Annotated in this window: 11 protein-coding genes; 6 read left to right on the top strand and 5 right to left on the bottom strand. The window is 27.0% G+C overall.

Annotation, left to right across the window (positions count from 1 at the left end):
• Positions 1 to 39: 39 nt before the first annotated feature.
• The 6 genes from H0H77_RS02585 (at position 40) to H0H77_RS02560 (ending at position 7,053) form a co-directional block, all read left to right on the top strand.
• A complete protein-coding gene (locus tag H0H77_RS02585; RefSeq protein ID WP_185851499.1) occupies positions 40 to 1,158 on the top strand; it encodes a 3-oxoacyl-ACP synthase III family protein in 1,119 nt (372 codons plus the stop codon).
• Between the two features lie 24 nt (positions 1,159 to 1,182).
• Positions 1,183 to 1,437, top strand: coding sequence for a type B 50S ribosomal protein L31 (locus H0H77_RS02580; protein WP_185851498.1), 255 nt, complete (start codon positions 1,183 to 1,185; stop codon positions 1,435 to 1,437).
• Positions 1,438 to 1,457: 20 nt separating this feature from the next.
• On the top strand, positions 1,458 to 2,678 hold the full coding sequence (locus H0H77_RS02575; RefSeq protein ID WP_238783786.1) for a putative sugar nucleotidyl transferase: 1,221 nt from the start codon (positions 1,458 to 1,460) through the stop codon (positions 2,676 to 2,678).
• A 106-nt stretch (positions 2,679 to 2,784) separates the two neighbouring features.
• A complete protein-coding gene (metE, locus tag H0H77_RS02570; protein ID WP_185851497.1) occupies positions 2,785 to 5,106 on the top strand; it encodes a 5-methyltetrahydropteroyltriglutamate--homocysteine S-methyltransferase in 2,322 nt (773 codons plus the stop codon).
• Between the two features lie 27 nt (positions 5,107 to 5,133).
• Positions 5,134 to 5,592, top strand: a complete 459-nt coding sequence (locus tag H0H77_RS02565) for a SufE family protein (RefSeq protein WP_185851880.1) — start codon at positions 5,134 to 5,136, stop codon at positions 5,590 to 5,592.
• Between the two features lie 96 nt (positions 5,593 to 5,688).
• A complete protein-coding gene (locus H0H77_RS02560; protein WP_185851496.1) occupies positions 5,689 to 7,053 on the top strand; it encodes an aldehyde dehydrogenase family protein in 1,365 nt (454 codons plus the stop codon).
• Here the strand turns inward: H0H77_RS02560 and rpoN are convergent.
• The 5 genes from rpoN to H0H77_RS02535 are packed head-to-tail and all read right to left on the bottom strand — an operon-like array spanning position 7,048 to position 12,736.
• The gene (gene rpoN, locus H0H77_RS02555; RefSeq protein ID WP_185851495.1) at positions 7,048 to 8,556 is read right to left on the bottom strand and encodes an RNA polymerase factor sigma-54; all 1,509 of its coding nucleotides are present in this window, start codon (positions 8,554 to 8,556) and stop codon (positions 7,048 to 7,050) included. The two genes, H0H77_RS02560 and rpoN, sit on opposite strands and share 6 nt — an antisense overlap.
• Before the next feature lie 3 nt (positions 8,557 to 8,559).
• Positions 8,560 to 9,987, bottom strand: coding sequence for an asparagine--tRNA ligase (gene asnS, locus H0H77_RS02550; RefSeq protein WP_185851494.1), 1,428 nt, complete (start codon positions 9,985 to 9,987; stop codon positions 8,560 to 8,562).
• On the bottom strand, positions 9,984 to 10,541 hold the full coding sequence (frr, locus tag H0H77_RS02545; protein WP_185851493.1) for a ribosome recycling factor: 558 nt from the start codon (positions 10,539 to 10,541) through the stop codon (positions 9,984 to 9,986). Before frr ends, asnS begins: the two co-directional genes overlap by 4 nt.
• 7 nt (positions 10,542 to 10,548) lie before the next feature.
• Complete coding sequence (gene pyrH, locus H0H77_RS02540) at positions 10,549 to 11,268, bottom strand: UMP kinase (protein WP_185851492.1); 720 nt, start codon at positions 11,266 to 11,268, stop codon at positions 10,549 to 10,551.
• A 43-nt stretch (positions 11,269 to 11,311) separates the two neighbouring features.
• Complete coding sequence (locus tag H0H77_RS02535) at positions 11,312 to 12,736, bottom strand: Glu/Leu/Phe/Val family dehydrogenase (RefSeq protein ID WP_185851491.1); 1,425 nt, start codon at positions 12,734 to 12,736, stop codon at positions 11,312 to 11,314.
• Between the last annotated feature and the right edge of the window lie 46 nt (positions 12,737 to 12,782).

Raw genomic sequence — 12,782 nt, 5'->3', positions numbered from 1 at the left:
GATTTTTTTGAGTTATTATTTTCAAAGTAGCAAAAAAAAATGATTCGATCAATCATTACAGGAACTGGACACTATTTACCAAAAAAGATTATAAAAAGTAATCATTTTTTAAAACATACATTTTACGATAAAAAAGGATTAAAAATTAATAAATCTAATGAAGAAATTATTAATAAATTTCAGAAAATAACAGAAATAGAAGAAAGGAGATATATAAATAATGCTTTATTTAATTCCGATATTGCAACTATTGCTGCAAAAAGAGCTTTAATGAATTCTAAAATTTATAAAGAAAAAATAGATTATATTATCTCTGCTCACAATTATGGAGATATTCACCCGATTTCTTTTCAATCTGATTTTATGCCATCTATAGCAGCTAGAGTGAAAAACAAACTTCAAATAAAAAATAGAAAATGTCGTCCATATGACATGATTTTTGGATGTCCAGGATGGATCGAAGGAATGATTTTAGCAGATCAACTTTTACGATCTAAATATGCTAAAAATATTTTGATCACAAGTTCTGAAACTCTATCTAAAGTAATAGATCCACATGATAGAAATGCCATGATTTTTTCAGATGGAGCAGGAGCTGTAGTTTTATCTGCAATCGAAATAGAAAATGAAAATTATGGGATAATTTGTTATGATTCTCAATGTAACAATAATGAAGAATTACATTATTTATCGAATGGTCCTTCTTTAAATCCTCGTTATAAAAAATCTCTAGTGAATATTAGAATGAATGGAAGACGTATTTATGAATATGCATTAACAGAAGTTCCTAATATGCTAAAAAGTATATTAGATCATGCTGATTTACATTTAAAGGATATTAAAAAAATTCTTATTCATCAAGCAAATGCTAAAATGGATTATGCTATTTTGAAAAGATTGTTGAAATTATATAATTATTCATCTTCTTTTTTCAAAGACAAAGATTTTTACACAAATTTAATGCCTATGACTATACAAAAATTCGGAAACTCTTCTGTGGCAACTGTTCCTACTTTATTAGATTTAATTCTTCAAGGAAAGATGCCCCCTCATGAAATTAATCCTGGAGATACTATATTAATGGCATCATTAGGAGCTGGGATGAATATTAATGGAATGATTTATCGTTTTCCTACTACTACTCAACAAAAAACATAATTATTGACAAAAATATTTCAAATTATGAAAAAAAAAATACATCCTAAAAATTATAGACCTGTTGTTTTTAAAGATATTAATAACGAAAAAATATTAATATGTAGATCTACTGTAAAAACAAAAGACTCCATTCAAATAAATGGATTAGATTATCCATTATGTAAAATGGAAATATCCAGTTTTTCACATCCTTTTTTTACTGGAGAAAAAAGATTTTTAGGAAAAACAGGTCCAGCAGAAAAGTTTAAGAAAAAATATGAAAAATATCAAAAAAATTAATTTTATGTTTCATTATTATTATGTATTTCATATTGTCTGAAGGAGTAGAGTGGAAAAATTTGTTTCCTATTACATTGACTAGGCCAGTATCTGAAATTCGTTTAGGAATTCTGACAATAAGAGAAAGATGGGAAAAATATATTGAGGGAAAAGCTATCGTTTTTACACAGCCATATCTTTCAAAAAAATATTCTTCTGGTATTGAAAAAAAGAATGGATTTGAGAATATTTTATTAATTAATTCTTCTTTCATTCCAAGAGATGAAAATTTGATTCAAATCATTTTAAAATTAAAAGAAAATGAAGCTATTGTTTTTAAAGATCAAATCGTAGCTGTACGAAAATCTTATTTAGATTATTCTGATAAGAATCAAACGACATTTTTTTTAAGTTTAAAAAATGAAAAAAAATACAAAAAGATTTATCACATAAACCAAACCCAAATTATACATATTCAATATCCATGGGATATATTTATAAACAATGGAATTATCTTAAAACAAGATTTTGATTTCCTAACAAAAGGAAAAGATTCTTTTCCACTTTTAGGAAAAAATCATCTTTTTTTGAAAGAAAGAATCTTCTTAGAAGAAGAAACAATTGCAGATAATATTGTGCTAAACGCAAAATTTGGACCTATATATATTGAAAAGGGAGTTAAAATCATGGAAGGATCTATGATTAGAGGCCCAGCAGTTCTTTGTAAAGAAGCAACATTAAATATGGGAACAAAAGTATATGGGGCAACGACTATCGGTCCATTTTGTAAAGTAGGCGGTGAAATCAAAAATTCTGTTATATTTTCTTATTCTAATAAAGCTCATGATGGTTTTTTGGGAGATACTATTTTAGGAGAATGGTGTAATTTGGGAGCTGGAACAAATATTTCTAATTTAAGAAATGATTATTCTAAAGTAACAGTTTGGAATTTTAAAGAAAAAAGTTTTTTCCCTATAGATGTTCAATTTTTTGGAATGATTATGGGAGATCACTCTAAGTCTGCTATTAATACTCAATTTAATACAGCCACCATGGTTGGTGTGAATGCAAATATTTTTGGATATGGGTTTCCTCCCAGATATATTCCTTCTTTTTCTTTGGGAGGGATACAAGATAAAAAAGTGATTCCTTTTAAAAAAGTTTGTGAAACTGCTGAAATTATGATGAAGAGAAGAAATGTCCATTTCTCTTTTTTGGAAAAAGAAATTTTAGAATACTTATATCATTCTCCCATGGAATAAAAAAGAAATAGAAATAAAATAAGGACGAGAATATGACGAACTATTTTCTAAAAATTCTACAAAGTCCGTTTTTTGGTTTAGATTTATTTATTAAATAAAATTTTTTATGCTGAAACATAATTTAGGTTATCCTCGCATAGGAAGACGAAGAGAGTTAAAAAAAGCTTGCGAAGCTTATTGGGCAAATCCAATTGATCCAAATCAATTGTTTTATGTTGGAAAAAAAATACGAAAAGAAAATTGGAAAATACAAAAAAAATACGGTTTAGATTTGATTCCATGTAATGATTTTAGTTTCTATGATCATGTATTAGATATGTCTTTATTATTAGGTGTTATTCCAGAATATTATCATTCAATATCCACTTATGACAATGACACTCCTACTCCTCCTAATCATATTGATGTTTATTTTGCAATGGCTAGAGGATTTCAAAAAAAAGGATGGGATATTAAAGCGATGGAGATGACTAAATGGTTTAATACGAATTATCATTACATAGTTCCAGAATTTGATAAAAATCAAAAATTTAGTATTTCCTCAAATAAAATATTTGAGGAATTTGAAGAAGCTAAATTCATATTAAAATCAATTCCCAAACCTGTTTTGATAGGTCCTATTTCTTATCTTTTTTTAGGAAAAGGAAAAGATAATTTTGATAAAATGGATTTAATTGAAAATATTGTTCCTATTTACATACAAATTATCAATCAGTTAAAGGAGAAAGGAGCTAATTGGATTCAATTAGATGAACCTGTTTTAGTTTTTGATTTTTTATCTAAAAAAGAAATAGAAGCTTTTCAATATGCTTATCAAAAAATGTCTCAATGTTGTTCTGAAATTAATATTTTATTAACATCTTATTTTGATGGAGTTTCAGAGAATGTTTCTGTTATAAAAAATTACTCTATAATAAAAGCTTTGCATGTTGATTTAGTAGAGGATCCAGAACAATTAGAAAGTCTTCTAAATTTATTGGGTGATACAAAAATTATTTTATCTTTGGGAATAATAGATGGAAGAAATATTTGGAAAAATAATTATGTTAATTCCATTAAGAAAATAGAAAGGACAATAGAAGTTTTAGGAGAAGAACGTGTCATGATTGCGCCAAGTTGTTCTCTTATTCATGTTCCCATAGATATAGAAGACGAACATTTGATTCTTTCTTCTGTAAAAGAGAGAATGGCTTTTGCAAAACAAAAAATATCTGAATTACAAGATTTAGAAAATATTATAAAGGGGAAGAAAGATCTTCTCTATGACAAAAAGAAAGAAAAGGATTTTTTTCAGGATAAAAAAGTGAAGGAAAGAGTAATACTCGCAAAAAATAAAGATTTTAAAAGAATTTCTTCTTTTGAAAGAAGACAAAAAAAACAACATAAAAAATTTCATCTTCCTATATTTCCTACTACAACTATTGGTTCTTTTCCACAGACAAAGGAAATTAGAACTCTACGAAATAAGTTTAAAAAGAAAGAATTAAGTCAAGAAGAATATGAAAAAAGAATTGAAAAATTTATTATAGATGTAATTAAAAAACAAGAAGAAATTGGTTTAGATGTTTTAGTTCATGGAGAATTCGAGAGAAATGATATGGTAGAATTTTTTTCAGAAAAACTAAAAGGATTTCTTTCTACTGAGAATGGATGGGTTCAAAGTTATGGAAGTCGTTGTGTTAAACCTCCTGTTATTTATGGAGATGTTATACGAGATAAAGATATGACGATTAAACATGTTTGTTTTGCTCAATCTAAAACTAAAAAATTAATGAAGGGAATGTTAACCGGACCTGTAACTATTTTACAGTGGTCTTTTGTAAGAGATGATCAACCACTTTTTACTACAGCTTATCAAATTGCTTGGGCGATTAGAGATGAAGTAAAATCTTTAGAAAATTCAGGGATTAGAATAATTCAAATTGATGAACCCGCAATTAGAGAAGGGTTGCCTTTGAAAAAGAAAAATTGGAAATTTTATTTAGATTGGGCAGTCAAAGCTTTTCGTATTTCTTCAAGTGTAGTGAAAGATGAAACTCAAATTCACACACATATGTGTTACAGTGAATTTAATGACATATTACCTCATATAGCGTCTTTAGATGCAGATGTTTTAACAATAGAAACATCTAGATCAAAAATGGAACTATTAAAAGCTTTTTCAGAGTTTTCTTATCCAAATGAAATTGGTCCAGGAGTATATGATATTCATTCTCCAAGAATTCCTACTGTAAAAGAAATATTTGATTTAATTAAAAAAGCTTCTAATAATTTGCCAATTAGGAATATTTGGGTCAATCCAGATTGTGGATTAAAAACTAGAAAATGGAATGAAGTGATTAAATCACTTAAAAATATGACGGAAGCAGCAAAAATGGCTAGAGAAAAATTATTAATAAATCCCACTAATAACCTAAAAAAATCATAAATTATATTTATGTATAAAACTTTTGAAATGACGTTACAGGATAAAGAAGAAAGGATAAAAAAAGAATTTTTTCTTCTAAAAAATTGGGAAGAAAAATATGAATATCTTATAGATTTAGGAAGAAATTTACCAAAAAAATCTTATGAATTTCGATCAGAAGACAAATTAATTCATGGCTGTCAATCTCAAGTTTGGTTGGAAGCCCAATTAAAAGGATTACGTATTTTTTTTGATGCAGATAGTGATGCTTTGTTACCTAGAGGAATGGCTGCTCTTATGATTCGCCTATATTCAGGACATCTTCCTTTTGAAATTCTTTCATCAAAGACAAATTTTATTTCAGAAATAGGGTTAAAAACATTTTTATCCCCTATTCGATCGAATGGGATTCTCTTGTTTATAAAAAAAATAAAGTTATATGCAATAGCTTTTCATGCAAAAATTTCTGCTAGTGCTAGTTTGAATGGAAAAGTTAAAAATCAATAAAAGGAAAGGATTGGATCCTATTTTATAGAATAAAGACTTTATATTATATATTGTATAATTTTATTTTTATTCTACTACTAAAAAAAATGAGGAAATATGAATAAGTTTAAAACCATTAATCCTTATGATAATCAAATATTAAATACTTATTCTTTTTTATCTGAAAAAGATATTTTTAATAAGTTATCTATAGCTAATCAAGCATATAAAGAATGGAAAAATTCTTCTTTTTCTTATAGAATAAAAAAGATTACTAGACTGTCTTTTTGCATGCAAAAAACTATAGATATTCTATCGTATTTAATTACTCAGGAAATGGGGAAACCCATAACTCAATCAATAGCAGAAGTAAATAAATGTATACAATTGTGTGAATATTATTCCAATTTTAAAGAATCTATTTTTTTTCAAGAGATAACTACTACTGAATATGAAAAATCTTATGTTCGATTTGAATCTATAGGAACTATATTAGGAATTATGCCTTGGAACTATCCAATTTGGCAAACTATAAGATCTTCTATTCCTAATTTGCTATTAGGAAATGTAATTTTTATAAAACCTGCTCTTAATACGGCAGGTTGTTCTATTCTTTTAGAAAAAATATTTATTGAATCTGGATTTCCAAAAGGAGTTTTTCAAGTTATTTTGATAGATATTCCCCAAATAGAATCGGTGATATCTAATTCAACTATACAAGGAGTTACTTTTACAGGAAGTCATTTTGCTGGAAGTCATATAGGATATTTATCAGGAAAAAATATTAAAAAATCTATTTTAGAATTAGGAGGAAATGATGCTTTTGTAGTAATGAAAGATGTCAAAAACATAGAGAAAACTGGAAAATTGGCGGCAGAATCTAGATTAAATAATACAGGACAAACATGTATTTCTGCTAAAAGATTTATTGTGGATAATTCTATTGTAGATGATTTTATAGATATTGTCATTCAGGAAATGAAAAAATATCAAAGAGGAGATTTGTACAATGAATCAACTAAAATAGGTTATATTTCTCGTTATGATTTATCTGAAAGATTGTATCAACAATACAACAATATTATTTTAAATGGAGGAAAGATATGTTTAAGATCTATAAGAGATAAAAATTTTTTTTCTCCATCATTATTGATGATAGAGAATAAAAACATTCCCAAAGAGGAAATATTTGGTCCAATAGGATTAGTTTATTCTTATTCTGATGAAGAAGAAATTCCCTATATTGTTAATGCTACATGTTATGGATTAGGTGCTTCCATTTGGACGGAAAATTTAGAGAAAGCGGAAATATTATCCAAAGAAATCAATACTGGAATGGTATTTGTGAATGAAATAGTAAAATCAGATCCTCGTTTTCCTTTTGGAGGAATAAAAAAATCTGGATATGGAAGAGAACTTTCTATTCTATCTATCAAAGAATTTTCTAATTGGAAAACCATTATTATTAAAAAACCATTATAAAATTTTTCGCATTCTTGCAATAGGGATTTGCATTTGATCTCTATATTTCGTGACAGTTCTTCTAGCTATTAAATAACCTTTTTTTTGAAGAATTTTTGATAATTTCTCGTCAGTTAAAGGCTTTTGTTTATTTTCTTTTGCAATAGATTCTCCTAATAGTTTTTTTATTTTAATTGAAGAAATTTCTTCTCCTTCTTCGTTTATCATTTTTTCTGAAAAAAAACTTTTTATTAGAAAAGTTCCATATGGTGTATTTACATATTTGCTGCTTGCAACACGAGAGACCGTTGAGATTCCTACTCCAATTTTCTGAGAAATGTTTTTTAAAATCATAGGTTTTATTTTATATGGATCTCCAGTTAAAAAATATTCTTTTTGGTAATCCATAATAGCGTTCATTGTTAACATTAAAGTATTCTGTCTCTGTTTTATAGCATCTACAAACCATTTTGCTGAATCTATTTTTTGTTTTATAAACAAAACAGTATTTTCATCATTTTTTCTGTCTCTTTTTTTTTTTGAACACTTATAAGATTTTAACATATCTAAATATAAAGACGAAACTTTTAATTCTGGAGTATTTCTATGATTTAGAGATAGTTCTAATTTTCCATCCACTATAAAAATAGTGAAATCTGGAATAATATCATCTAAATTTAGAGTATTTACAGAATAGATTTTTCCTGGTTTTGGATTTAACTTTTCTATCTGATAGATAGCTTTTCGCAAATCTTTTTTTGTTGTTTTTAATTGATTTTGTAATTTCTGATAATCTTTTTTTGTAAAAGATTTAAAATAATTTTGTATAATTTTTTTTGCCAAATTTACTTCTAATGATTCTTTTTTATTTTTTAATTGTAAAAGTAGACATTCTTGTAAATTTCTAGATCCTATTCCTATAGGATCTAATTTTTGTATATAATTAAAAAGTAATTTTTCAATTTTTTCTACAGAAACTGATATTCCAAGTATCAAAAAGATATCATCCGATATAGAAGATATTTCTCTTCTTAGATAACCATTTTCATCAAAATTTCCTATTATAAAATCTGCTATCAATAAATCTTCCTTATTTAAGAAACGAAAAGTATGTAATTGACTTTTTAAATATTCTTGAAAAGAGATTCCATAAGGATTATTCCTCCTAAAAGAAGTATTATTTATACTTGTGTTTTTCTTATAAGAAGAATTCTCTATGATTTCATCATCACTTAGATATTCTTCAATATTAATCTCATCAAAATCTTCTATTCTATTATTATGATTATTCGAATTTTCTGTATCTGAAAAAATATCAAATGTGTTTTCCGGATATTCTATATCACAATTTTCTGTAGGAAAATCATTATTAGAATAATCTTCTTCTAACGCTGGATTTTCTTCTAGTTCTTTTTTTACTCTTTGTTCAAAATCCAAAGTAGATAATTGTACTAATTTCATTAGTTTAATTTGCTGTGGAGAAAGTCTCTGTTGTTTTTTTTGTAATAACCTTTGTTTTAACATGTTTTAAAATTCTGCATTATTAGGTGTCCTTGGAAAAGGAATCACATCACGAATATTTTTCATTCCTGTAATGAATTGAACTAGGCGATCAAATCCTAATCCAAATCCACTATGAGGAACAGAACCAAAACGACGTGTATCTAAATACCACCAAAGTTTACGACTATCTATTTTTGTATCTTTTATGCGATTTAATAACATATCATAACGTTCTTCTCTTTGAGATCCTCCTATGATTTCTCCTATTTCTGGAAATAAAACATCCATAGCTCTAACTGTTTTTCTATCCTTATTCATGCGCATATAAAAAGCTTTTATACAAGAAGGATAATCAAATACAATTACAGGAGATTGGAAATATTCACTAACTAGATATTGTTCATGTTCCGATTGTAAATCTATTCCCCAAATAACTGGATAAACAAAATTTTTGTTTTTTTCCTTTTTTTTAAGAATATTTATTGCCTCAGTATAACTAATTCGTTGAAATGGAAATTTCAATATAAATTTCAATTTTTCTAAAAGAGAAATTTCTTTTTTTTTAGAATTCCATTTTTTGATATGTTCATTTAAAAATGATAAGTCTTCTATACAAAAATCAAGAATAGATTTAATGATAGATTTTAAAAAATCTTCTGCTAAGTTCATATTTTCTTCTAAATGATAAAAAGCCATTTCTGGTTCTATCATCCAAAATTCAGATAAATGGCGTGAAGTATTAGAATTTTCTGCACGAAAAACAGGACCGAAAGTATATACTTTTCCTAATGCTAGAGAAGCTGTTTCTGCTTCTAATTGTCCAGAAACACTAAGATAGGTTTGGCATTTAAAAAAATCTTTTTTATAATCAATCTTTCCTTTTACGGGAACATTTTTTAAATCTATAGTAGTCACTTGAAACATTTCTCCAGATCCTTCAGAATTGGAAGTAGTTATAATTGGAGTGTTAATATAAAAAAATCCATTTTTATGAAAATATTTATGTATAAAAAAAGCTATATGATGACGTATTCGCATAATACTACTAAAAAGATTTGTACGAAAACGTAAATGTGCTTGTTTACGCAATGTTTCCAAACTATGTTGTTTTGGTTGTAAAATAGATTTTTGAAAATTTTTAGGATCTACTCCTCCATAAATAGTTATTTTTAATGATCGTAATTCTATGCTTTGTTTTTTTCCTATGCTTTCTGTTATAATTCCTATAACTTGAATAGAAGTTCCAATTGTTATTTTTTTTAAAAAATTTTTTTCCAAATTTTTGGATAAAATAATTTGAAGATTTTGTATTGTAGATCCATCATTTAATGATACAAAAATAGAATTTCTAAAAGAACGAATCCAACCTTCCACTAAAACTGTTTTATTTAAGAAAATTTTATATTGATCTAATAATTCTTTAATTGAATATTTTTCTATTTTATCATTCATTTATTTTTCAGTATTTCTTTTTCTTTAGAAAGAAAGAAACAATCAATTTTTTGAATATATTCGTTGGTTATTTTCTGTATTCTATTTTCCCCTTTTTTATGTAAATCTTCTGATAGTTTCAATTTTTTTATGTTTTGATTGTTTTTCTTTCGTGTATTTCTTATAAAGACTTTTGCTTGTTCTGTTTGTGATTTAATTTTTTTCATTAAATTTTTTCTTCCCTCTTCCGTAATTATAGGAAGATGAATATGAATATATTCTCCTTTATTAGTGGGCATAACCCCTAAATTAGAATCTATGATTGCTTTGTCTATATTAGATATTATAGAACGATCCCAAGGTTGAATTGTAATATTTATGTTATCTATAATGTGAATATTGGCTACTTCAATCAAAGGGAATAAAGCCCCATAACATTTTATTTTTATTTTTTCTATAAAAGGAATAATCGATTTACTTCCTAATCTAATACGATGAATTTCTTTTTGGAATTTTTCCAAAATTTTTTCCATGTCTTTTTTGCAGTAAAAAAAAATTTTATTGAATTCATCCATGATTTTTCTATTTTTTTTTAGAAACAAGGGTCCCTATTTCTTCTCCAGAAATTACTTTCTGAAAATTTCCTTTTCTATTCATATCAAAAATAATGATAGGTAAATTATTTTCATTTCCTAAAATAAATGCCGTTTGATCCATAACTTTTATTCCCATTTTATATGCCATATCAAAGGATATTTTTTTAAGTTTTTTGGCATATTTATCTTTTTCTGGATCATTTGTGTATATTCCATCAACTCTAGTTCCTTTTAGTAAAACATCCGCTTTTATCTCTATAGCACGTAATACAGCCGCTGTATCCGTTGTAAAATATGGATTTCCTAATCCTGCAACAAATATAACAACTCTTCCTTTTTCAAGATGATGAATTGCTCTATCTTTGACAAATGGTTCTGCTATTTGATCCATTCTAATAGCGGTTTGTATGTAAGTACATATTCCTACATTTTCTAAATAAGATTGAAATGCTATTCCGTTAATCACAGTGGCTAACATTCCCATATAATCTCCTCCTATTCTATCGATCGTGTTTTCTTTGATTCTAGAAGAAAATCCTCTAAATATATTTCCTCCTCCAATAACTATAGCGACTTGAGCTCCCATATCTACTACTTTTTTTACTTCTTCAGCATATTGTTTAAGACGAGTAGAATGAAGTCCAAATTCGTTATTTCCCATAAGAGCTTCTCCGCTCAATTTCAACAATGATCTTTTGTACTTCATGGAAAGGATATTTTTTTTATAACATATTCAGTTTCCTAGGAGATTATGGAAAAATTCCTAATCTTTCATAAGAATCTATGATTTTATTTATAGCAAAAACAAATGCTGCCGTACGCATGTTTTTTATTCCTATTGATTTTTTTAATTCACGAATCTTATGAAATCCACTAATCATTGTATCTTCTAATCCACTTCTGACTAAATCTATTTCTCTTGCTCCTCTCAAAATAATTTTTTTTTCTTCTGTTAAAATCTTTTTTTTGCAAATAGTTTCTATCACTTGCAGTAATTCCGCATTCATATTTTCACTAAAACGTTTTTCCATCCGTCCATATCGGACATGACTTAAATTTTTTAACCATTCAAAATAAGAGACTGTGACTCCTCCAGCATTTAAATAAATGTCTGGAACTACAATTACTCCCATTTTTTCTAATATTTCATCCGCTTCTGGAGTAATAGGTCCATTTGCAGCTTCTCCAATAATTTTTGCTTTAATACGATTGACATTATTTTTGTGTATAACATTTTCTAGTGCCGCTGGAATAAGGATATCACATTCTAACTCTAACGCTTTTTCTGTATTCTCAATATTTTTTGCTCCTGGAAAATTTAATATGGATCCGGTATTCTTCAAGTGTAAAATCACATTGGATACATTTAATCCTTTTTTATTGTAAATAGCTCCTTCCCTTTCTGCTAATGCGATAATAATAGCTCCTGCTTCATGAAAAAAAGTAGCGGCATGATATCCTACATTTCCTAACCCTTGTATTATCACTTTTTTTCCTATTAACCCTACATCAAGACCTATAGACAGCATATCCTCTTTGATACGGCACAATTCTCTAATTCCATAAAAAACACCTAATCCTGTTGCTTCCTTTCTTCCTCTAACTCCTCCTTGTGATACAGGTTTTCCTGTCACACAGGCTAAAGCATCTACTTCTCCAGGTCTAATAGATAAAAATGTATCAAAAATCCAACTCATTTCTCTTTCTCCAGTCCCATAATCAGGAGCAGGAACATCAATTCCTGGTCCTATAAAATTTTTTTTAATTAGTTCAGAAGTGTAACGACGAGTTATCTTTTCTATATTTTCTACAGAAATAGTTTGTGGATCCATTTTAATTCCTCCTTTGGCTCCTCCAAAAGGAACATCTACTATAGCACATTTATATGTCATTAATGCAGCTAAAGTCATAATTTCATCTTGAGTTACTTTTATGCTATATCTTATTCCTCCTTTACAGGGTAATTTGTGATGAGAATGTTGAACTCTGTACGCTTCAATCACTTTTATTTTTTTTCCTATTTTTACAGGAAAGTGAATGCTGTATACAGAATTACAAGCTTTAATTTGTTCTAAAATGCCTTTTTCAATAGAAAGAAATTGTGCTGCTTTATCAAAATTATTTTCTAGAAAACTAAAAAAACTATACGTTTTATTTTTGTTTTTTTTTGACATAAAAAAAAAGTTTTTACACTTTTCTAAATCTAGAAATGAAAAAAAA

The organism is Blattabacterium cuenoti (assembly GCF_014251255.1).
In the GTDB taxonomy this organism is placed as follows: domain Bacteria; phylum Bacteroidota; class Bacteroidia; order Flavobacteriales; family Blattabacteriaceae; genus Blattabacterium; species Blattabacterium cuenoti_W.
This window is presented reverse-complemented; position numbering and strand designations above follow the sequence as displayed.

Excerpts from the sequence above, each read along its gene's own strand:
- asnS (WP_185851494.1), bottom strand. The coding sequence starts at position 9,987 with ATGAATGATAAAATAGAAAAATATTCAATTAAAGAATTATTAGATCAA.
- H0H77_RS02565 (WP_185851880.1), top strand. The coding sequence starts at position 5,134 with ATGACGTTACAGGATAAAGAAGAAAGGATAAAAAAAGAATTTTTTCTT.
- pyrH (WP_185851492.1), bottom strand. The coding sequence starts at position 11,268 with ATGAAGTACAAAAGATCATTGTTGAAATTGAGCGGAGAAGCTCTTATG.
- rpoN (WP_185851495.1), bottom strand. The coding sequence starts at position 8,556 with ATGTTAAAACAAAGGTTATTACAAAAAAAACAACAGAGACTTTCTCCA.
- frr (WP_185851493.1), bottom strand. The coding sequence starts at position 10,541 with ATGGATGAATTCAATAAAATTTTTTTTTACTGCAAAAAAGACATGGAA.
- H0H77_RS02560 (WP_185851496.1), top strand. The coding sequence starts at position 5,689 with ATGAATAAGTTTAAAACCATTAATCCTTATGATAATCAAATATTAAAT.
- H0H77_RS02575 (WP_238783786.1), top strand. The coding sequence starts at position 1,458 with ATGTATTTCATATTGTCTGAAGGAGTAGAGTGGAAAAATTTGTTTCCT.
- H0H77_RS02580 (WP_185851498.1), top strand. The coding sequence starts at position 1,183 with ATGAAAAAAAAAATACATCCTAAAAATTATAGACCTGTTGTTTTTAAA.
- metE (WP_185851497.1), top strand. The coding sequence starts at position 2,785 with ATGCTGAAACATAATTTAGGTTATCCTCGCATAGGAAGACGAAGAGAG.
- H0H77_RS02535 (WP_185851491.1), bottom strand. The coding sequence starts at position 12,736 with ATGTCAAAAAAAAACAAAAATAAAACGTATAGTTTTTTTAGTTTTCTA.
- H0H77_RS02585 (WP_185851499.1), top strand. The coding sequence starts at position 40 with ATGATTCGATCAATCATTACAGGAACTGGACACTATTTACCAAAAAAG.